Source organism: Corynebacterium sp. 1103A, from assembly GCF_055700955.1.
The window spans coordinates 1-21,084 of record NZ_JASTTF010000013.1; the positions used below are offsets into that span (position 1 = coordinate 1).

Consider the following 21,084-nt stretch of genomic DNA (forward strand, 5'->3'; position numbering starts at 1 on the left):
TGTCACTATCAGCACTCGAACACACCAAACGACTCATGCGTCATCGCGACCAACCTGGAGGTGACCACAATGACCACCGCCAGCTAACCGCCTAACCCAACCCTGAACTTCATACCAAGCCGAAAGCTAAACGGCTACACCACTCCACGGGACTTGACCATGCGCCAGACGAATTCATAAACACCATCTCGCGACACTTAGCTGCAGGCCCACGAAACATCCGCTAGATCCCCAGACTTGGAACCCGAAACGTCCTGCTCGGCGGTGGGGCGTCGGCAAGCGCCTGGCGACGCCCACCTGCAGGTTTCGGGTTCCAAGTCTGGGGGTTTGCCGAAGCCCTGCTACCAGACGGCGACGAATGCCACCACACCAAGAGTCATTGTCCCCAGCGCAACCGCAGCGAGGGCCACTGCACCAGGCAACGCGGGCGAAGTGGCGCGGGAGAGGATGTCATCGGCATGGCGAAGTTTGGCGGTGGCCAGCCACAACACGATGGCCACCACTACCCCGACAATCACAGCCGCCCAGGGAGCGACGGAGCGCACGACAAGCAAACCCGCGACAAGACCCGCAAGCCCCGTGCGCTGCCAAGCCAGGCGGGTGCGCTCGGGTTGGAGGCCAGGATCAAACAGCTCGCTCACGCTAAGAACTCGCCCACCAGAATCATCAGCCCAATGATGATCACCACGGCAACAATCAGCGCCAAGGCGGGACTTGCCGGAAGCGGACGCCCATGGCGCATCGCGCGCTCAGAAGCACCCCACTGAAACCACGCCACCGCCGGCAGAACAATGGCCACGAGCAGCATGATGATGGAAACGATACGAGTCAACGTCGTGTTCAGTGGCAGCTCGAAGGTTTCGAGCGCCACGCCACCCGCAATAAAGGCCAGCGATGTGCGGATCCACGCCAGGAACGTGCGCTCGTTGGCCATGCTAAAGCGCGGATCGGGTTCCTCACCGGTTCCATACACCGAGCTCGGGAAACGTGCCTTCGTCATACGCGCTACTGTAGCGCCCCTCCTCCCATTCCACAGCGCGGCGCCCCAAGCGCCGCGCTTAGGACTGAGAGAAAGCTTCCAGATCTGCAGGGCTACCGGCGACGACGATGAGGTCGCGGTGGGTGAGCTCGGTGCCGTCGACAAGCGGGCGCCACTGGCCAGGCCCCTCACAGCGGGAGATGAGCTGAACGTTGTGCTCTTTCCACACCTGGTGCAGGTTGAGCGGGCTCTTGCTTATCGACGCCGGCGGGGTCATCGCCGTCACTCCATAGTCGGTGGCGAACTCCGCAAAATCCTCGAAGCGCCCGCCCAACAGGTGCGCCACGCGGCGACCTGTATCGCGCTCCGGGCGGATGACGTGGCGCACTCCCAGCTGACGCAGGATACGGGCGTGCGCATCCGAATCTGCTTTGGCCCAGATATCGCCTACTCCCAGTTCCACCAAGTTCGAGGCGGTGAGGATGGAATCCTCCAAATCTGAGCCAATAGCCACGACCACGCGTTCAACCTCATCCACACCCAGCTGGCGCAATGCTTCCGCATCGGTGGTATCCGCCGTCACGGCCTCTGTGAGATATGCGGCGTGCTCGCGCACGTGTTTTTCCTCGGCATCGATGCCAAGAACCTCCACGCCGTGGTCCATCAGTTCACGGGCCAGGGAAGAACCGAACCGCCCCATGCCAATGACGACGACAGGCGGGATATTGATGGTGTTCTTTTCTCGCCGTAGGGCGTTGAACATATTAGCCAATGAACGGCCTTTCTTCGGGGTAGCGGTAGCGCAGGCTGATGGTCCGGGCGGCCAATGCCGCCACGAAGGTGGTAGGGCCTACGCGGCCAACGTACATGATGAGACACAGCATGAGCTGCGAGGGTGCCGACAAACTGCCGGTAATACCCGTGGACAATCCCACCGTGGCAAAGGCGGACATGACCTCGAATGTGACCTGGTCCGCGGTGAATTCGGGGTCCCAGATGCGCAGCATTGCCACGCCCAGGGCAACGACGATCATGCCGGCCGCAGTCAATGCCAGGGCTTGGCGGAAGGTCGATAGCGGCAAGCGGCGGTGCCCAATGGAGGTATCCTCGCGGCCCAAGAACTCGGAGATCATGGCCGCACCCAGCACGCAGGCCGTGGTGACCTTGATACCGCCGGCGGTGCCTGCGGAACCACCGCCGATAAACATCAACATGTCCGTGATCATCAGTGTCAACGGGTGCGCGTCCCCATAGTCAATGGCGTTGAAACCCGCTGTGCGGGGTGATGCGCTCATGAAGAAGGCATTGATCAGTTTCTGCCCCAGTGACATTCCGTGGAGGACTCCAGAATTCTCTGCAAGAAAGAAAACGACGGTGCCACCGATTAGCAGGAATGCCGTAGCGCCTAGCGTCATTCGGGCAGTCATAGACATTCGATGAATGCGTGGCGTACCTCCGCGCCAGCGCATCAAACGTCCGCGGGCCCAGCGCACAAACTCCGCCAGCATGGGATAGCCCAAGCCGCCCGTAATCAGGGCGCAAGCAAGAGGAATCAGGATCCAGCCATCAACGGCGAAGGATATGACGCTATCGGAATAGGTACTGAAACCGGCGTTGTTGAAGGCCGAAATAGCGTGGAAGATTCCCTCCCACACGGCACGACCTGGAGCCACACCATGCTTGGTGGCTAGGCGCACGCCGATAAACACTGCAACGATGGCCTCGCAGATCAGAGTCATCACAAGGGTAAACAGCAAGGCGCGACGAATACCACCAAAAGCCACGGCACGGCCCTCCGCAGCGCTAGTATGACGTGCCTTGAAGCTGATCCGGCCGGTCAGAAGCATGCCCGATAACGACGCCAAACTCATGATGCCGAGACCACCCAGCTGGATGAGCACAATGATGACTGCTTGGCCAAAGGGCGTCCAATACGTACCGGTGTCCTCCACCACAAGCCCCGTCAGAGAAACTGCTGAGGTCGCCGTAAAAAGCGCAGGAAGGAACGGAGTCCACTGCGGAACGTTGGCGGAAATCGGCAGCATCAAAAGCACCGTTCCCACAAGAATGAGCAGGATAAAGCCCGCGGCCGTGAGCCGAGCTGGGCCCAAAAAATGACCGCGTTTCACAGCGATTCACACTACCGCTTAGCACCAATCTGAGGAAACCCATTGGCATGTGAATATTCCGACAATCCTATGCGCTACATCAGCTTGGTCTTCTCCAAGGTCTCTACCCAGCCGTTGGTGAATTTCTCCAACGGCTTGTGGAAGACAACGCCCAACACCAGCATCGGCACCGCAAAGAGCAGCAAGCACAGCAAAGACAGCCAGAAATCACCGTGATAGGTACCAGCGATGGCCGCGCGGAAGGCACGGATGGTGTAGGTGGCTGGCAGCCAGGGACTAATGTTTTGGAACCACTCAGGAAGCACCTGCAAGGGGTAGGCGCCTCCCGACGAAGACACCTGAATCACCAACATGAGCACCGCCAGCGCCTTGCCCGCGTTGGCAAAGGAAACCACGAAGGTGTAGCAAATCAGCATAAAGATAAGCGAGCTAACCCAGCCGGCCAACAGCATGAGGATCGGGTGCGCGGGCTCGATGCCCACGAAGAAGATGAGGCCCAGAATGAGCATCGTCGACTGCACGAGGCCAACCGTGGCAAACATTCCGAAGCGGCCGAAGAAACGCTGCATCGGCGAGTACTTATCCTTGTCAACCACATCCGTGCGCACGCTCACTGCAGTCAGCAGTGCACCGACCCACAGCGCGAGCGCCGTATACATGGGCGTCATACCAGCGCCGAAGCTCTTGACTGGGTAGACCGCTTGCCTGTCGACGTCCACTGGCGCAGCAATCGCACGCGCCAAAGCACCGGGATCAGAACCAATGAGGTCCGCCAGCTTCTTGAGGTCACCGGACGCCGCAGCGGAGTCAATATCCTTCTTCAGATCGGCGAATTTGTTGGCCTTATCCTGCAGGCCAGAGGCAAGCTTCTGCACTGCGTCCTGCGCGTCCGTCAGCGAGGAGGAATCGATAGTGACGGGGGTCTTCGCGATATCCAGGTCCGCGCTCACCTGCCCCAAGGAATCCTGCAGCGCACGCAGGGATTCACGCAGGCCAGAGGTAGAAATTCCTTCCACTGCCTTCTTCGCATCGTCGAAGCTAGACAGGTCGGGCTTCGTGGGTTCAGGCGCGTTGGCCGCTGCGGTGAGGCGCGCGTGGAGAGTGCGTTGAGCCTCAATCGCCTCCTCGATACGGCCCAGCACCTTCTCCTTATCTCCGGCAGGAAGCGGCAGGGCTTCAATGCAGCCGTGCAGGTTCTGGTACTGGGCAATGGTGCCCTCTACCTGGCCGGCCCAGGTGTTCAGCGCAGCTACGCGGTCGGCGCGGGAGGTGGAGGCGTCGTCGAAAAGCGCATCAACGCGTTGACGCACCACGTCATAACTAGCACTGGTGGCATCAAGAGATTGTTGCAGGGCGTCCGTGGAAATGTTGAGTGAGGAGGACTGGACTTCCGGCAGATCCAGATCCGCCGAGTCCGCAATGCGCTGAGCGCTCTCCATGAGCGGAACCGCAGTATCGACCAGACCGGCAAAGGAGCGCGCGGTACGCGCCGCCATATCCAGCTGTGTCTGCACGCCATCCGCGCGCGCCTGCATCCGGTCCAGGACAGCCTTGGTATCGCCCTTGTTCAAGAAATCCGACAGCGAGGTCACCAGGTCGAAGGATACGTCACCGACCGTCGTGGTGAAGGCCTCAGCAACCTGGGCCGACACGCCTTCTGCACCTTGGCCGGTAATCTTCGGCGCCAGTGCGTTCTTCTTCTCGTTCATGTAGAAGGACAATTCCGCGGGTTTGGAACCATCCGTGTAGAAGTTCATCATGTCGGTACTGAAGTTTTCCGGAAGCACGATGGCTGCGTAATACTCACCGGACGTCGTACCTTCAATCGCCTCGTCGGATGTGGTCACAACCCAATCTAGCTGCTCATTTGCACGCAATTCATTGAGCACCTGGTTGCCGACGTTGATGGGCACCGGTAGTAGATCACTTTCATAGCCGGTGTCCTTGCTAGCCACCGCCACCTTGAGCTGGCTCGTGTTGTCGAAGGGATCCCAACTAGCGAGCACGTTGAACCACGTGAACAGCATTGGAATCACGACGAGGCCCACCAGCATCACCGCGCTCATCACGTTGCGGCATGCGGTGCGCATGTCATTGAGGAAAAGACCGAGTGTTCCACGCATTAGCTCTCCCCCTCCGTGGAATCTGCGCCGATACGGGCCGGATGCTTAATTTCGTCCTCATCCATCGTCACGAGCTTTGCCGACTGCTTGAGGCTGATGCGCAGGTATTCCAGGGTCACCGCGGCGACGATGATGAGGAAGCACCATGCGGTCCAAATGCCTAGGATCAGTGGCTTCTGGGCAGGCAGCAGCCCTGAGACCACGATGAGGATCACCACTCCGATGACGCCGGCAATGGCCACCAGCTTGAGCCAATAGCCCCAGTCGTGTGCGCGGCGGTCCAAGTCTTTCTTGAGACCACTGCGGCTATCGAGCGCCTGGATAACGTCTGCGATGCGGTAGCCAGACCCCACCACCTGCACGTTTTCATAGTCAAAGAGCTCGGTGTCCCGCAGCTCGCGGTTAAAGATGACGTTGAAATGCGCCAAGGCCTTACGCAGCAGCAGGCCGAAGACGAAAAACAGGATGAACATGAAGGCCAGCACGCCCATAAACTTGAAGTAATGGTCGCCATAGAACCCACCAATAGTTTCGCGCATCGCGTCGATGCCATACGTAAACGGCAGCAACGGGTAGATGGCGTGGAAGAAGTTGGGCAGCAACTCGATTGGATACAGGCCCGAAGCACCCGGAATCTGGATGATGGCAAAGACCACACACAGACCGCGGCCGAGGTGACCCAGCGAGGTCGACAGCGCGTAGATGATGCTCAAGTAGGCTAATCCCACGAGCACGCCCGTAAGGACGAAGGCCGGCGCATTCACGGTCTGCACACCGATGAGCAGGTCACCCACGGTCACCGTGACAGCCTGGACAATGACCATCAAGGCCATGAGAAGGAAGCGACCCAGGTAGGCCTGCCCCACCGTGATGCGGTGGAACCCTTCCTTATCCACCTCGACACGGAAGATCACCATGAGGACGAAGGCGCCGATCCACAGCGAAAGGTTTGTAAACAGCGCCGCCATCGCGGAGCCGTAGCTATCCACCGGGTACACGGTCTCGGACTTCAACTCGATGGGTTCTGCGAAGAACTTTCCGATCTCTTCAGCCTGTAGCCCGGTGACATCTTGGACCACCTTGGAGTTCATCGCGGCTTGCAGCGAGCGCACATCACCCTGCTTGGCGCGCAGGCTGTCCTGGAGCGCAACGAGGTTGGTGTCGAAGTCCGAGAGAGTGCCCTTCGTAGCCCGAAGCTGTTTGGCCACGCCACCCAAAAGACCATCGGCCTCCTGCATGGTGCCCTTCTGCGCCTCCAGCGTGGAGCTCAAAGCACTCGCGGTGGAACTCAGGCTGCTCATCGCTCGGTTGATCTCTGGGACGGCGGACGTCACGGTATCGCGCAGCGTCTGCGAGGTGGCCTTGGTATCCGCCGCCGCCTGGTTGATGGCGTCTGCACTAGCCTGCACGTTTGTCGCCGCAGCCTGGGTATCCTTGCTCAGCGCATTAAGGTTCCCAACAAGCTGGCGGTTGGATTCATTTCCCTCATCGAGGCGCTGGATCGCATCATCAATTTCCTTGGCCGCCTGGGGTGATAGCGTCGCGGAATCGCGCAATGCCTTGAGCTGGGCAATCGAGTCAGCACTAGCATCGATAGCGGTGTTTGCTCGCTGCGTGGCGTAGTCGAAACGGTCACCGGCCTGGTTCAAGCCCGCAGTGACATCCGCAATGGAATCCTGGGCCTGGGCGGTGCCGTCAGCCACCGCAGTAGCGCCGTTGACGAAGGCCGCCGTGGTCTGGTCGGTGAAGTCACCGATGCCCCCTTGGGCCTGCTCAACCAAGGAAGAGATCTCAGCGAGGGCCGCTTGGGCGTCGCCCAGCGCAGTACTCACATCCGCCACGGTGGACTTGGCTCCAGACGTGGAGTCGGCAGCGGCGTCAAGCTTGTCCTGAATGCGCGCAAGATTCTCGCGGTTGCTGTCGATCTCCTGCGCGGTCTCCCCGAACGCGGAACTGGTGTTGTTCATCGCGCGCGTAACTTTTCGCTCAAAGTCCGTACCGGTGTCCTTGACGTTCTCCGCGGCGACGGTGGCCACCTGCTCCTTGAACGCCGAGGTGATCTGCTTGTCCAGACCTTTAGCACCGGTGTCCGTAATCTTCACGGCAATGGCGTTGTTCTTCTCATTAACGCGGTAGATCAGCTGTGGCTGCGTGAACTTCCCGTCGAGCATGCTCACGAGGTTCTTGCTGAAGTCCTCCGGGATCGTCACCGAGGCATACACGTCTCCCTCTAACAGGGCCTTCTCTGCCTTCTCACCGTCGAGGAATTGCCAGCCGAGCTGATCATTCTTTTTCAGCTTCTCTATAACTTCGCTGCCGACATCGATGTCCCCAGTGAGCTCGTTGTTTGCACCCTTGTCCTCGTTGACCACGGCCACCTTGATGTTGTTGGTATGGCCATAGGGGTCTCGAAAGGCCGCGATGTTCACCCATGAATACAACGCGGGGGTGATGATAAGCCCGATGAGGATGATCCACGCCCTGGGGACGCGGCCAAGCCTGGCTACATCTCTGATAAAAATCTTCCAACTTTGGCGCACTGAAGACAGTGTACCCGTTGCCGGTTCGGGTCTCTAACCTGCCAAAACACATAAAGTAATTTCGATGATTAACAATTAAAGATTAATATAGTTTGCCGAATCAAACCCCTTGATTATGAAACATGAACTTGTCTTAACAACTAAACGCCGTCAACATTTCCGCCAGGCAGAAAACCGGCATACATAGGCGCTAAAATCGACGGCCATGATTGAAGTCGCCGCCATCGTCATCCGCAACCCGCAAGGCCACGTGCTCACCGTACGCAAGAAGTCCTCCACGAAATACCAGCTGCCCGGCGGCAAGCTCGAGGAGGGCGAGGCGCTTGTCGACGCCGCTCTCCGCGAAGTCTCCGAAGAAGTAGGCCTCCACCTCGATGCGGAAAACCTCGACAAACTAGGCACCTTCGACGCCCCCGCCGCCAACGAGCCGGGCGAGACAGTCGTCGGCACCATCTTCACCTGCACCCACACCGTCACAAACGACGAACCCCACGCCGCCGCCGAAATCGGCGATATTGCCCGGGTCAACCCAGCAGCACCCGACCGCGAACTCGCACACCTGTTGCGCGACCGCGTCTTCCCCGCGCCGAACTAGCAGAAGCTGCCCATACTGCGGCCCCATTGACCCTCAAGGCGCCAGGAACTACCCTTTGAACATGTTCACTGAACACGTTCACTCACCACGTGCAGCCGCCAAAGCCGACACCGTCAGCAAGGTCCTAGGCACCGCCTACGACCTCTTCCTCACTCAGGGCTACGCCACCACCAGCATCCGGACCATCGCATCCGAGGCAGGCGTTAGCGTGGGCACCGTCATGGGAGTCGGCGACAAACAGACGCTGCTCATCCGCACTATTGGCCAGCATATTTCAGATCTGCACGACGAAATTCGGGGGCAATCCGATAGTCTCCTCGATGTCCTGAGACCTTTCCTCCAGATGTTTACTGGCCACGAAGAGCTCTCCCGCGCCTTTGGCGCGGCGCTTATCCAACAAGGCAACCAAGGCGAAGCGCTCACTGCGCTCAAAACGCTCCTGACAGATGAAATTACCTTGCGCCTCGGCTCCGGGTTCAGCAACGAAGATGCAACCGAATACTCCAACCTGCTGTACAACGTCTACCTCGGCTTACTCATCGGCTGGGCCGCCGGTCTCTACGACACCGAACACCTCACATCCCAAGCCGCTTCATCGATCGAACGTCTCAACACCGCATTTGGAGTCAACCAATGATTCTAGAATCCTCCCCCGCCTGGCCATCCCTGCTGATAGCGGCCATTCTGCTTGGCGACGCCGCACTCTCCCTCAAACCAGTCCCCTTCATCGAGGCCTGCCTTAGCGGCGTCAAACTTCCTCAAGACTGGTGGTGGGCGCTCATTGTCATCAAGTGCCTTGCAGCCACAGGCCTCATCGCCGGCCTCTGGTTCCCCGGCGTAGGAATTGCAGCCATGGTTGGCGTCATCGCTTATTTCTGCGCGGCCGCAGCAGCCCATATCCGCGCCCACTTTCTCGGCAGCGCGTTCTGGCTCAACTGTTTGGGAATGCTCGCATTCTCGACCGCAGTGCTCGCCCTAACGTTAGTACTGAATTAAGCACTCATTCCCGACGAAGAAAACAGAAAAACCCGAACCACCGGTAAATCGATGATTCGGGTTCTACATTTTGCGGAGACGAGAGTGTCTGAGTTCACGACATATTTGACACCCTCCCCCTAAGCAGCTTAACAACGTGTCCACGATTTGCGGGTAACCCCAGGAAGGCGGCATCAACGCTCAACTCAAACGCATCGCGGATGCCCACCGCGGCAGATCCGGGGAACGTCAACGCAGAATGCTCGAGTGGTACCTGCACTCGAAAACGCAACTGCCTGACGACCCATTGAAGATCGCCAGGCAGTGCAATTACGGACAAGATCAACTCGCCAAAGTTCCAGACCTTGTCCCAGAAGACCACAACACAGCCGACCAAGAAACAGGACGACCAGCCTTCTACGACAACGCTATCCCAACCGAATACCAACACAACATAGGAATCCGGAAAGGACCAATGCAATAAAAAAGGGCCCACCCAGCGACACGCCGAACGGACACACTTTTTGTCTATTAACCCCAGAATAAGAAGAAACCGGCACCCCAGAACAAAAAGAAACTGAGGTGCCGGTTTGTCAACCATGTCGCGACTCATGACATTGGTGCGCCCGGAGGGATTCGAACCCCCAACCTTCTGATCCGTAGTCAGATGCTCTATCCGTTGAGCCACGGGCGCATGTTGCTTAACTCGAAGAACTTCTGTTCTCTCGGCAACGAAGAATTACTATACCCGTCCTTTGGGCGAGTACCAAAACGCCAGCTTATTGCGCATAAACCGGCGTTTCGGGGGCGGGTTTTTACAAGACCATCCCGAAGACGGGGACGGCGATGAAGTAGGTCGCCAGGGTTACCAGGACCAAGGCGATGACGTTGAGCCAGAGGCCGCCCTTGATCATCTCGCCGATGGTGACGTAGCCGGAGCCGTAGGCGATGGCGTTTGGCGGGGTGGCCACCGGCATCATGAAGGCACAGGTGGCCACGAGCGCGACCGGGACGGTGAGGATCATCACGTTGATGGCGGCCGCGTCGGTCAGGCCGATGCCGACGGCCACGCCGCCCATAATCGGCAGGAAGGTCGCGGCGGTGGCGGTGTTCGAGGTGAACTCGGTAAGCACCAGCACCAGCGCGGCGACGGCGGCCACGAGGAAGAACAGCGGCAGGACCTGCAGGCCCTTGGCCATCTCACCGACCCACAGGGACAGCCCGGACTTGGTGAACATGGCGGACAGCGACAGGCCGCCGCCGAAGAGCAGGAGCACGTCCCAGGGCAGCTCGTTGGCGGTTTTCCAGTCGAGCAGGCGCACACCGTTCTTGCTATCGGCGGGCAGCAGGAAGAGCAGCAGGCCGGCGATGATGCCGACGATGGCGTCGTCGTAGCCGACCTCCCAGCCCTGCCAGTCGATGAGCAGCGGGACGAAGACCCACGAGATGGCGGCCAGCGTGAAGATGATGGCGACGCGGATCTGCGGGGCGGTCCACGGGCCCATGTCCTTGATCTCCTGGTCGATGAGCTCCTTACCGCCCGGGATCTGTTTCATCTCCGGCGGGAAGACGGTAATCAGCACGACCCAGGCCAGGAAGGTGAAGATGATGGCCACCGGCATGCCGACCAGCATCCACTGGGCGAAGCCGATCTCAATGCCGTGGGTTTCCTTCATGTAGCCGGCCAGCAACAGGTTCGGCGGGGTACCGATGAGGGTACCCAGGGAGCCGATGGAGGCCGAGTAGGCAATCGCCAGCATCAGGGCGGTGGCGAACCGCTTCTGGTTCTTCATGCCGCCCACCGTGTCGGCGGTCAGCTGCAGCACAGACATGCCGATGGGCAGCATGACCACCGCGGTCGCGGTGTTGGAGACCCACATGGACAAAAAGCCGGTGGAGATCATGAAGCCCAGGATGAGGCGCTTGGGCGAGGTGCCCACCAGTTTGACCACCATCAGCGCCATGCGCCGGTGGACGTTCCAGCGCTGCAGCGACAGCGCGACGAGGAAGCCGCCCAAGAACAGGAAGATGGTGGACGAGGCGTACGGCGAGGACACGTCGGAAATCTCACCGACCCCAGCCAGCGGGAAGACGGCCAGCGGGATGAGTGCGGTCGCGGCCAGCGGCAGGGCCTCGGTCATCCACCAGGCACCCATCAGGATGGTCACTGCCGCGACGGTGCGCAGGGCCAGGTGGCTGTACTCCGCGTCCGGATCCGCGCCGCTGGAGTTCATCACGGTCTCCACCGAGCTGGCCGGGAAGATGAAGAAGACAATAATGGCGAGCGCGAGGCCGCCGACGATCCCGATGAGCTGGCGGCGCAGTTCACCCTTCTTGACGCCTTTGTCCTCTTCGCCTTCTGGGTGGGCGGTGGACTCGTGAGTCTGTGGAGTTGTCATGGGGAAACACCAATCTGTGAGACTGAGAGATAGCGCCTAGGTGATGTAGCGCCTCTGCGATTTAGCGCCTAGGTGTGCGCATATGGGGTAAGGAAACAAACAACACTTTGTTGCCTAATGTGGGGAACTTTACAAAACTTGTGTCACATATGCCACAACCCGGCCGCTTGGCCACCCCCGAAAACGGCCCGCGCGGGGCCGACTAGTCAACCGCTCACGCCCGGGGGACTCCCCCGGCCCCTAAATACCCAGGACAGCCTTGGCGATGAAGAAGTAGATGATGAGGCCGGTGGCGTCGCAGAAGGTGGAAATGAACGGGTTAGAAAAGACCGCCGGGTCCGCACCCACGGCCTTGGCCAGGATCGGCATCATCCCACCCACCGTGGCGGACATGGAACAGACCAAGAACAGCGTGATCCCGATGACCAGGCCGATGTCGAAGCCGTAGGCCAGCGTAGCCAGGCCGACGCCGAGCAGGCCGAGCACCGCGCCGAGCAGCATCCCCACGCGCAGCTCCCGCCACATCACCGCTAGGATGTCCTTTTTTCGCACGTCTCCCAGCGCCAGCGCGCGGGTGACGGTGGTGGCGGCCTGGTTTCCGGTATTGCCGCCGGTACCGGTCAGCAGCGGGATAAACAGACTGAGCACCACGGCCGCCGCCAGGGTCTCCTCGAAGGCGTCGAGCACCTGGACGGTCAGCAGAGCGGAGACCGCTAGCACCAACAGCCAGACAATGCGCGAGCGCACCAGCTTCAGCAGCGGGGTGGACATATACGGCTGCTGCAGGGCCTCAGTACCACCGGCGCGGGCGGAATCCTCGGAGTCCTCTTCTTCCACGATGTCCGTGGCATCATCCCATGTCAGCAGGCCGACCAGGCGCTTTGATTCGTCGACGATCGGCATCGCCAGCAAGTCCAGGGGCAAAAACCAACGGGCGGTTTCCTCCGCGTCGTCGTAGGCGTAGGCGAAGACCGGATCGCGCATCAGGTCCTCGACCATGCGGTTGCCGCGGGCCATGAAGAGCTCGCGGAAGCTGACCACGCCCACCAGTCGGCGGTCCTTGCGGGTGACCGGCAGGGTGTAGATAGTCTCGACGCCATCGGCAGTAGCGCGCAGCTTGGCCAACGCCTCATCCACGGTCATCTCCCGGTAGATCTCCGGAACCTCCGGGGACATGCGGCGACCGACCGAACCCTTCGGGTAGCCCAGCACGACACCGGTGACATCCCGCTCGGTCTTGTCCAGCGAGCGCAACAGGCGATCGGCGATCTCGGCGGGCAGCTCGTCCAGCAGGGAGACTCGGTCGTCCGGGTCGAGCTCGTCGAAGAAGGCGTAGACGTCGGCGTTGCCCAGCTCGTCGATAATATCGGCCTGGTGCGCGGAGTCCAGCGCGTCGAAGACCTCGATGGACTTGTCCCGCGGCAACAGGCGCAGCACCACGGCCGCGCGGACGTTGTTCTGGCGCTCGACCAGCGCCACGATGTCCTGGATGGGAGGCGTGTCCAGGAGCCTTTGCATGTCCGGCGCCACTTTCGGATCGATTTCCCCTTCGGTCCGCAGCAAATCCTCTAGCCGATCGATGGCCTCTTCTACCGAGTTGCTCATGCCCGCCACCTCCCTTGATATCCACACTGATTGACGTTGGTTCGGTGCCGGGGTTCCCGGCGTGCCTTGCTAAGAATAAACCCAAAGTGCGGAATTTGGGCAACGAACACTTCCGGCGGCCCACCAGCCTTGCCCACAGCCGGTTTATTGAAGCTCATTTTCATGCCGTGCGCAGGAGAAAAGCAGTCGGTAACGCGGTAGAATTGTGGGGCATCCCAACCGACACGCACCGAGGAGAACCCGCTTATGTCCACCATGCTTACCGCCACCTATTACGGCCCGAACGACGTCCGCTTCGAACAGCGCCCGAAGCCACAGATCATTGACCCGACGGATGCCATCATCCGCATTGAAAAGACCACCATCTGCGGCACCGACCTGGGTATCTCCCACGGCAAGAACCCGGAGATCGAGGCCACCGCCCGGGAAAAGACCGGCGAGTGGAATGGCCGCATCCTGGGCCACGAGGGCATCGGCGTCGTTGAGGAGGTCGGCGACAACGTCACCAACTTCCAACCGGGCGACCGCGTCATCATCTCGTGTGTATCCCGCTGCGGCTCCTGCCCGAACTGCCAGAAGCAGCTCTACGCCCACTGCACCGGCGGCGGCTCCTGGATCATGGGCTACATGGTAGACGGCACGCTGGCCGAGTACGTGCGCACCCCGTTTGCGGATAACTCGCTGTACAAGCTGCCCCCGGAACTGGACACCGACATCGCCGTCTTCCTCTCCGACGCGCTGCCCACCGGCCACGAGATCGGCGTGCAGTCCAGCGACGTCAAGCCCGGCGACGACGTCGTCATCGTGGGCGCCGGCCCGGTCGGGATGGGCGCGCTGATTACCGCGCAGCTCTATTCCCCGGCCACCATCACCGTGGTGGATATGAACACCACCCGCCTGGAGCTGGCCCAGAAAGTCGGCGCCACCCACGTGGTCAACCCGGCAGAGGAAGACGCCAAGGAGGCCATCGCCCGCATCACGGAAGGCCGCCTGGCGGATGCCGCCATCGAGGCCGTTGGCCTGCCCGCTACCTGGGATACCTGCCAGGAAATCGTCAAGCCCGGCGGGCACATCGCCGTGGTAGGCGTGCACGGCCAGCCGGTCGACTTCCGCCTGAACGACCTGTGGATCAAGAACCTGACCATCACCACCGGACTGGTGAAGGCGGATTCCACGGAGATGCTGCTCAAGGCGGTTACCAGCACCCAGATCCCGATGAAGGAACTGGCCACCCACCACTTCACCTTCGCCGAGCTGGAAAAGGCCTGGGAGACCTTCTCCCACGCGGATGAGACCCAGGCAATGAAGGTGATGATCTCCGCCGAGTAAGTACCTTCTACTTTCCCGACTGTCCACCGCGTCAACCGGCCTAATGGCCGGCGGGCGCGGTGTAGTCTGTAGCCCATGCCCACTCCGACCATTAACGTCAGCGCCGTCATTTTCCGCAACCGCACCGGGCAAGTGCTCACCGTCCGCAAGGCTGGCACCGAGCTCTTCCAGTTCCCCGGAGGGAAGCCGGAGCCGGGCGAAAACGCCCTTAAGGCCGCGGTGCGCGAGGTGACCGAGGAGCTGGGTGTGGAACTTGCCGGCGCGGCGTTGAAGGAGCTCGGCACGTTTGACGCCCCGGCGGCCAACGAGGCCGGGCACGCCGTGTCCGCCACGGTCTTTAGCTACCCCTACGAGGTCTCCGCCCGGGCCAGCCACGAGATCGCTGAGCTGGCCTGGCTCAACCCGCACGCGCCGGAAAAGCCGCTCGCCCCGCTGCTGGCCGAGGAGGTCTTCCCGGCACTGGCGGCGAGAACCGCCCCGCGCGCACTGGCGGTTTACACGGGGGCGAGCACCGGCACGGACCCGCACAACCTGGAGCTGGCGCGGGAGCTGGGCACCGCGCTGGGCGCGCACGGGGTGCGCCTTATCTACGGCGGCGGCAAGGTCGGGCTGATGGGCGCGGTGGCGGACGCCGCCCACGCCGCCGGCGCGCCCATCACCGGGGTCATCCCTCAGCACCTAGTGGACGGCGAGATCGCCCACCCGGGGCTTGACCGGCTGGAGGTGGTAGAGACCATGCACGAGCGCAAGCAGCGCATGAGCGAGCTAGCCGAGGCTTGCGTGGCACTGCCGGGCGGCGCCGGGACCTTAGACGAGTTCTTCGACGTCTGGACCCGCCAGCAGCTGGGCCTGCACGCCACGCCCCTGGCTCTGTTCGGCGTGGCCTTCTGGGCCCCACTGGTGGACCTGCTGGACCACCTGGTGGAGCAAGGCCTGGTGCGCGCCACCGACCGGGACAGCCTCATCTTGGCGGACACCGCCGAGGAGCTCTTCGTAAAGCTGGACCGCTGGGTCGCGCCCCGGCCCAAGTGGTCCTAGCGCCGGCGCCCCACCCAGTCGGCCACGCCGAAGCCCAGGGCCGCCAGGCAGACCGCGGTAATCATGGCGAAGCCCATGATGATGGCCCAGGGCCAATCGGCGTCGGTGTTACCCAGGGTGGCAAAGACGATGGCGGTGGTCACCGCCAGCCCGACCGCGGTGCCGATCCGCTGCCCGGTCTGCATGACCGCGCCGGAGGAGCCGGCGTAGTTGGCGGGCACCTCGGCCAGCGTCAGCGTCTGGTTCGGGGAGACCACCGCGCCCTGGCCGGCGCCGACGAAGCACAGGGTGAGCACCAGCCACCACTCGCTGACGGACCAGTGCGTGGTCCCCCAAATCACCGCGATGGTCGCCACCAGTCCGTAGAGCGTGGTCAGCATGCCGATAATCACCACGCGGCGCCCGTGGACCGAGACGCTCTTGCCGGCGAGGGTGGCAGTCACGGAGTTCAGCAGCGCCGAGGGCAGGCCCACACAGCCGGCCACCAGCGCGGAATAGCCCAGCCCGTTCTGGAAATACAGCGCAACCAGCACCCAGATGCTGGTAATGCCCATGAACCACAGCGTGGCGATGATGGTGCCATTGCGGAAGGTAAAAGTCTGGAAGATGCCCAGGTCGACCATCGACTCGTGGCCGGTGGACTTGTGGTGGCGCTCCCAGGCCACCCAGATGGCCACGCAGACCGCCCCGGCCGGCAGGAGGGCCCAGACCCACCGCGAGCCGGAGGATTCCACGAACGGGAAGAGCACGCACAGCACCGCCAGCCCCAGCAACAGTGCGCCGACCGGGTCCAGGGACTTAAACGCCCGCCAGGCGCCGACCTTCTCCCCGGCGCTGTCGCGCACCCTGGAAAACAGCGGCCGCGGAAACCACATGAGCCCTAAGACGATGGCCAAAAGCCCGATGGGGAAATTGACCAGCATGGTTAGGCGCCAACCCAGGTCCGCGCCGCCGATGCGGATGAGGAAGCCGCCCAGCACCGGCCCGATGGCCACCGCCACGCCCACGGTGGAGCCGAAGTAACCGAAGGCCCGGCCGCGTTCCGCGCCGCGGAAGTACTGCTGGATCATGCCCACGCCCTGCGGGTTGAGCAGGCCCGCGCCAATGCCCTGGATGAAGCGGGACAGGTTCAGCGACTCGGCGTTCGGCGCGAAACCCGCGGAGGCACTAGCCAGGGTGTAGATAGCGATACCGACGAGGAAGATGCCGCCGCGGCCCACCAAGTCCCCGGCGCGCCCGGCGGCCACCAGCACCACGCCGAAGGTGAGCGCGTAACCGGACAGCACCCACTGCACGTCGGAGTCGCTGGCGTCCAGGCCGACCTGGATGGACGGCAGGGCTACGTTGACGATGGACACGCTAATCAGCGACATGAAGATCGCGACGAGCAGGACGATGAGTACGCGCCACCGGGCGGGATCCTGCCCGGTCGGGTACTCCGAGGCGTTCGCCTCCGATACTGTGGATGCGTTTTTGTCTGGCCGCCCGGATTTTGTCATTACACTACTTATACTCTGCTCGCGCAGATTCGCAATCCGCCGTGACAAGGCCTGCACAAAGCCAAAAAACGCCCGCGTTCCGAGGAATAAGCTACCTCGGAGCGCGGGCGGAAAATGCGGCGGAGACGAGAGGATTTGAACCTCCGGCCCTCCGTTAAGAGGGCAACTCATTAGCAGTGAGCCCCATTCGGCCGCTCTGGCACGTCTCCAGCGTAAAACGCGGTGCTTCTAGCTAGCGCGAACCAGCCGTCGCACCATGAGTTACGAAGATTTAGGGTACCTGTTAACCAAAACAGAAACAAACTCACCCCTCCCTACTATCCCGCCTACTATCCCGGCGGCGCCGTAAACTAGGAGAAATCCGCACGATATAGTGACCCAGCACACTTTTCGCGGCATACTCGGAAGGCAGGACGTTCACAGCACGAGCCACCACCCCGCGCCGTGCTGGCGTACCTTAACCGGAAAAGACTTCTTTATGCGCACCACCATCGGCGAGTTCCTGCTGGACCGACTCAAGGCCATCGGCATCACGGAGATCTCCACCCGGGTTTCCCCGATGAACGTCGTGGAGGAATTCGACGCGCCGCAGGGGCTCAAGGCCTTCGGCCCGACCACCGCAAATTTCGATTTCGGCCCCCGCGGGCCCCGCAGCCCCTAAGGTTAATTCCATGATTCGTCCTGACCTTTCCTCCCTACCCGTCTACCGGCCCGGCGCGCGCAACGACGACGCCGTGAAGCTGTCCTCCAACGAGGCCAGCCACCCGCCGTTGCCGGCCGCGCAGGAGGCGATGAACCGGGCCGCCGCCGGGGCCAATCGCTACCCGGACATGGGCGCCGTGGCCCTGCGCGAGGCGCTGGCCCAGCACTTGGGCGTGGACTTCGACGAGGTGGCGGTAGGTACCGGCTCTTCGGCCATCTGCCAGCAGCTGGTGCAGATCACCTCCACCGCCGAGAGCGAGGTCATCTTCCCGTGGCGCTCCTTCGAGGCCTACCCGATCTTCGTCCAGGTGGTCGGCGCGCAGCCGGTGGCTGTCCCGCTGGGAGCGGACCATGGCATGGATCTGGCCGCCATGGCAGCCGCCATCACGGAGCGCACCAGCCTGATCTTCCTGTGCAACCCGAATAATCCGACGGGCACCACCATCACCAACCAGGAGTTCACCGACTTCATGGACAAGGTGCCCGGCGACGTCATCGTCGCGCTCGACGAGGCCTACTTCGAGTACAACCGCGCCGCGGATACCCCGGACGCCAGCCAGTACCTGCGCCGGTACCCGAACCTGGTGGGCATGCGGACCTTTTCCAAGGCCTACGGCCTGGCCGGGGTGCGCGTGGGCTACGCCTTCGGCGCTGCGAATATCATCGCCGCGCTCAACCAGGTGGCCGTGCCGTTTTCCGTCAACGCCGTGGGCCAGGCCGGAGCTCTGGCATCGCTGGCGGATGCTGCCGCGCTCCAGTCCCGCACCGACGAGGCGGTCGAGCAGCGCGAACGCGTCGCCGCCGAGCTGGCCGATTTCGGCAGCCCGCACTCGGAGGCCAACTTCGTGTGGCTGCCGGCGCCGGCCATCGCTGCCTTCGGCACGCCGCAGGAGCTGGCCGAAAGGATCGCGGCCGAGGGCGTGCTGGTGCGCGCTTTCGACGAGGGCATCCGCATCACCGTCACCACCACGGAGGAAACCGACGCGCTGGTAGCCGCCTTCCGCGCCGCCACGGCACAGGCAGACTAGGCGGGCGCGGCGGGACCGCTAGAATGGGGCGAAACGTCAACCGCAAGGAGTGCCCCGCCATGCGTACCCTCGTCAACCTGGCCCTGAACGTGGTGGCCATCGCGATCGCCCTGTGGGTCGTGGTCACCTTCGTGCCGGGCGTGGACATCGTCCCGCCGGCGGCCAACGGCTTCAACGAAATTGGCTCGACCAACGAGCCCGGCTCCTCCGGCACCTTCATCGCCGTGGCCATTGCCTTCATCGTGGTCAACGCAGTGGTTACCCCGGTGCTGCGAATCCTCGGCGCGCCGATTACCTGCCTGACGCTGGGGCTATTCATCCTGGTCATCAACGGCGCCGTCCTGCTGCTGGTCGAGTGGCTGCTCAATCAGCTGGATCTAGGCGTGGGCAACCTGGCCATCGACGGCTGGTGGCCGGCCATCTTGGGCGCGGTGGTGCTCTCGCTGGTCTCCGGCGTGGTCAACTTCTTCACCAGCCCAGTCCGGCGCCTTGCCAACGGCGGCCGCTCCTAGCCGCCCGCGAAAGGCGGCAGGACGTCCACGCGGGTAACCCCTTCCAGCGCCACCCCGCGGTAGCTGTCGCCGGCGGCCGAACCGTCGACGAGGAAGGTGCAGCGCGGAAGGATTTCTTCCAGGCCCATACCCGCTTCCGTGGTCCCTGGGTGAGCGGCGGCCAGCTGATCGAGCAGCTCGCCTAGGCGGGCGGGCACCTGCGCGTCCGGGATCTGCTCCTGGGCCGTCCCGGCGGCGGCGCGGGCGGCCGCGAAATAGTGCACCTCCAACATGGCCTCTACTATGCCGGGCTAGGCCGTTCCTTGTCGAACCCGCCACCCCAGCGCGCCTAGAACGCCCGTTCAGTCCGCGGCCAATTCTTTTCCGCGGCTGCCGCGCCGGGGCGACTAAGATAGGGCCCATGCGTACTCCGGAACAGCACCATGCGGAAGTCAAGCAACTGCTGGATGACTGCGGCGCGCTCCACCGCAGCCGACACCACGAGGTGGCCCTGAGCGAATCCTTGGGCGCCACACTGGCGGCGGACGTGGTCGCCGCCTATGACTCGCCCCGCTTCGATAATTCGCAGATGGATGGCTATGCCCTGCCCACCGCGGCTGGCGGGACCTTCACGGTCGGTGAGACCATCCCGGCCGGCACGGATCCGGATCGCTTCTACGCGGACGGCTTAGGCGGCCAAGCCGCGCCCATCATGACCGGCGCAAAAGTCCCGCGCGGCACCGCCGCCATCGTGCCGGTCGAGCGCACCGAGCCGGCGGACTTCCTGCCGCAGGGAGCCACCGTTAAAGCGCCGGCCGTGCCGGAGGGCCAGTTCGTGCGAGCCGCCGGCAGCGATATTTCCCGCGGCTCCACGCTGGTCACCGGCGGCACCCGCATCAACGCGGCGGTCATCGCCACCCTGGCGGGCCAGGACATCCCAACCGTCAACGTGGTAGCCCCGGCGCGGATCGTGATCTGTACCGGCGGCGCGGAGATCGGTAGCAGCAGCGCGGACCTGGCGGATCGTTCGGCCGCCATCCCGGACTCGAACGGGCCCATGCTCACGGCCCTGGCCGCGGAAGCCGGCATCGTCGTGGCCGGCCACGTGCGCACCGACGACGATCCGGTGAAGCTGCGCCGCGACCTGGACACCGCCATCGCGGAGCTGCAACCGGACGCCATCGTGACCTCCGGCGGCATCAGCGCCGGCAAGTTCGAGGTCGTGCGCCAGGTGCTGGAACCGCACGGCTGGTTTGGCCACGTCGACCAGCAGCCGGGCGGGCCGCAGGGTCTGGCCAAGCTTTCCGGGACGCCGGTCATCTGCCTGCCGGGCAACCCGATCTCCTCACTGGTCAGCTTCCACCTCTACGTCGCCGACCTGCTGGGGACCACCCTGCCGGCCCTGCCCGCCCAGCTCGCGGACCCGGTGACCGGGCTGGACGACCGCGAGCGCTTCCTGCGCGGCCGCATGACAATCGGGGCCGACGCCATCACCGCCAGCCAGGTCGGCGGGCCGGGTTCCCACCTGGTCGCTCAGGCTATCGGCGCCGACTGCCTCATCCGCATCCCCATCGCCGCGGAGCTGGACGCTGGCGCCCAAGTGATCATCTACCCGCTGTAATTCTTTGTAATTTTCGCCCAGTTTGAAGGAA

19 protein-coding genes, 2 tRNA genes and 1 pseudogene are annotated in these 21,084 nt (G+C 62.7%); 10 read left to right on the plus strand and 12 right to left on the minus strand.

The window, feature by feature from the left end; translation table 11 throughout:
• Positions 1-341: 341 nt before the first annotated feature.
• From QQS52_RS09185 to QQS52_RS09210, 6 genes are all read right to left on the minus strand, one after another.
• Positions 342-641: a DUF202 domain-containing protein gene (locus tag QQS52_RS09185; protein WP_472773579.1), complete on the minus strand. Its 300-nt coding sequence runs from the start codon at positions 639-641 to the stop codon at positions 342-344.
• On the minus strand, positions 638-1,000 hold the full coding sequence (locus QQS52_RS09190; RefSeq protein WP_472773580.1) for a YidH family protein: 363 nt from the start codon (positions 998-1,000) through the stop codon (positions 638-640). The genes QQS52_RS09185 and QQS52_RS09190 overlap by 4 nt, the downstream gene beginning before the upstream one ends.
• Positions 1,001-1,058: 58 nt before the next feature.
• The gene (locus QQS52_RS09195) at positions 1,059-1,742 is read right to left on the minus strand and encodes a potassium channel family protein (protein ID WP_472773647.1); all 684 of its coding nucleotides are present in this window, start codon (positions 1,740-1,742) and stop codon (positions 1,059-1,061) included.
• Between the two features lies 1 nt (position 1,743).
• Positions 1,744-3,108, minus strand: a complete 1,365-nt coding sequence (locus QQS52_RS09200) for a TrkH family potassium uptake protein (RefSeq protein WP_472773581.1) — start codon at positions 3,106-3,108, stop codon at positions 1,744-1,746.
• Between the two features lie 74 nt (positions 3,109-3,182).
• Entirely contained in the window at positions 3,183-5,231 is a 2,049-nt protein-coding gene (locus QQS52_RS09205; RefSeq protein ID WP_472773582.1) for a YhgE/Pip domain-containing protein, read from the minus strand.
• Positions 5,231-7,771, minus strand: coding sequence for a YhgE/Pip family protein (locus tag QQS52_RS09210; protein WP_472773583.1), 2,541 nt, complete (start codon positions 7,769-7,771; stop codon positions 5,231-5,233). The genes QQS52_RS09205 and QQS52_RS09210 overlap by 1 nt, the downstream gene beginning before the upstream one ends.
• Before the next feature lie 205 nt (positions 7,772-7,976).
• Here QQS52_RS09210 and QQS52_RS09215 point away from each other — a divergent pair, with 205 nt between their 5' ends.
• The 4 genes and pseudogenes from QQS52_RS09215 to QQS52_RS09230 all read left to right on the plus strand — a co-directional run.
• Positions 7,977-8,366 carry an NUDIX hydrolase gene (locus QQS52_RS09215; RefSeq protein ID WP_472773584.1) on the plus strand — a complete coding sequence of 130 codons (390 nt, stop codon included), beginning with the start codon at positions 7,977-7,979 and terminating at the stop codon, positions 8,364-8,366.
• 61 nt (positions 8,367-8,427) lie between these two features.
• Positions 8,428-9,003: a TetR/AcrR family transcriptional regulator gene (locus tag QQS52_RS09220; RefSeq protein WP_472773585.1), complete on the plus strand. Its 576-nt coding sequence runs from the start codon at positions 8,428-8,430 to the stop codon at positions 9,001-9,003.
• The gene (locus tag QQS52_RS09225) at positions 9,000-9,362 is read left to right on the plus strand and encodes a DoxX family protein (protein WP_472773586.1); all 363 of its coding nucleotides are present in this window, start codon (positions 9,000-9,002) and stop codon (positions 9,360-9,362) included. The genes QQS52_RS09220 and QQS52_RS09225 overlap by 4 nt, the downstream gene beginning before the upstream one ends.
• A gap of 163 nt (positions 9,363-9,525) precedes the next feature.
• Positions 9,526-9,825, plus strand: a pseudogene (locus tag QQS52_RS09230) (IS1249 family transposase); the annotation flags it as partial.
• Between the two features lie 134 nt (positions 9,826-9,959).
• Here QQS52_RS09230 and QQS52_RS09235 read toward each other — a convergent pair.
• From QQS52_RS09235 to mgtE, 3 genes are all read right to left on the minus strand, one after another.
• Positions 9,960-10,035: transfer RNA gene (locus tag QQS52_RS09235), tRNA-Arg, on the minus strand.
• Positions 10,036-10,156: 121 nt separating this feature from the next.
• The gene (locus QQS52_RS09240; RefSeq protein WP_472773587.1) at positions 10,157-11,740 is read right to left on the minus strand and encodes an SLC13 family permease; all 1,584 of its coding nucleotides are present in this window, start codon (positions 11,738-11,740) and stop codon (positions 10,157-10,159) included.
• 240 nt (positions 11,741-11,980) lie between these two features.
• Entirely contained in the window at positions 11,981-13,345 is a 1,365-nt protein-coding gene (gene mgtE, locus QQS52_RS09245; RefSeq protein WP_472773588.1) for a magnesium transporter, read from the minus strand.
• A gap of 246 nt (positions 13,346-13,591) precedes the next feature.
• Between mgtE and QQS52_RS09250 the strand changes: the two genes are divergently transcribed.
• Together QQS52_RS09250 and QQS52_RS09255 are read left to right on the plus strand one after the other, a co-directional pair.
• A complete protein-coding gene (locus tag QQS52_RS09250; RefSeq protein ID WP_472773589.1) occupies positions 13,592-14,674 on the plus strand; it encodes a zinc-dependent alcohol dehydrogenase family protein in 1,083 nt (360 codons plus the stop codon).
• A gap of 75 nt (positions 14,675-14,749) precedes the next feature.
• On the plus strand, positions 14,750-15,712 hold the full coding sequence (locus tag QQS52_RS09255) for a TIGR00730 family Rossman fold protein (protein ID WP_472773590.1): 963 nt from the start codon (positions 14,750-14,752) through the stop codon (positions 15,710-15,712).
• Here QQS52_RS09255 and QQS52_RS09260 read toward each other — a convergent pair.
• Both QQS52_RS09260 and QQS52_RS09265 read right to left on the minus strand, forming a co-directional pair.
• The gene (locus tag QQS52_RS09260) at positions 15,709-17,211 is read right to left on the minus strand and encodes an MFS transporter (protein WP_472773591.1); all 1,503 of its coding nucleotides are present in this window, start codon (positions 17,209-17,211) and stop codon (positions 15,709-15,711) included. The two genes, QQS52_RS09255 and QQS52_RS09260, sit on opposite strands and share 4 nt — an antisense overlap.
• A gap of 120 nt (positions 17,212-17,331) precedes the next feature.
• A tRNA-Ser gene (locus QQS52_RS09265) sits at positions 17,332-17,420 on the minus strand.
• A 269-nt stretch (positions 17,421-17,689) separates the two neighbouring features.
• Between QQS52_RS09265 and QQS52_RS09270 the strand changes: the two genes are divergently transcribed.
• The 3 genes from QQS52_RS09270 to QQS52_RS09280 are packed head-to-tail and all read left to right on the plus strand — an operon-like array spanning position 17,690 to position 19,453.
• Entirely contained in the window at positions 17,690-17,872 is a 183-nt protein-coding gene (locus QQS52_RS09270) for a hypothetical protein (RefSeq protein ID WP_472773592.1), read from the plus strand.
• A 10-nt stretch (positions 17,873-17,882) separates the two neighbouring features.
• Complete coding sequence (gene hisC / locus QQS52_RS09275) at positions 17,883-18,941, plus strand: histidinol-phosphate transaminase (protein ID WP_472773593.1); 1,059 nt, start codon at positions 17,883-17,885, stop codon at positions 18,939-18,941.
• 59 nt (positions 18,942-19,000) lie between these two features.
• Positions 19,001-19,453, plus strand: a complete 453-nt coding sequence (locus QQS52_RS09280; RefSeq protein WP_472773594.1) for a phage holin family protein — start codon at positions 19,001-19,003, stop codon at positions 19,451-19,453.
• On the opposite strand, the gene QQS52_RS09285 is transcribed toward QQS52_RS09280, so the two are convergent.
• Positions 19,450-19,725 (minus strand): MoaD/ThiS family protein, encoded by a 276-nt coding sequence (locus tag QQS52_RS09285; RefSeq protein WP_472773595.1) that lies wholly within the window; start codon positions 19,723-19,725, stop codon positions 19,450-19,452. The genes QQS52_RS09280 and QQS52_RS09285 overlap by 4 nt on opposite strands.
• 128 nt (positions 19,726-19,853) lie before the next feature.
• On the opposite strand from QQS52_RS09285, the gene QQS52_RS09290 reads away from it, so the two are divergent.
• On the plus strand, positions 19,854-21,053 hold the full coding sequence (locus QQS52_RS09290) for a molybdopterin molybdotransferase MoeA (protein ID WP_472773596.1): 1,200 nt from the start codon (positions 19,854-19,856) through the stop codon (positions 21,051-21,053).
• Positions 21,054-21,084 lie beyond the last annotated feature (31 nt).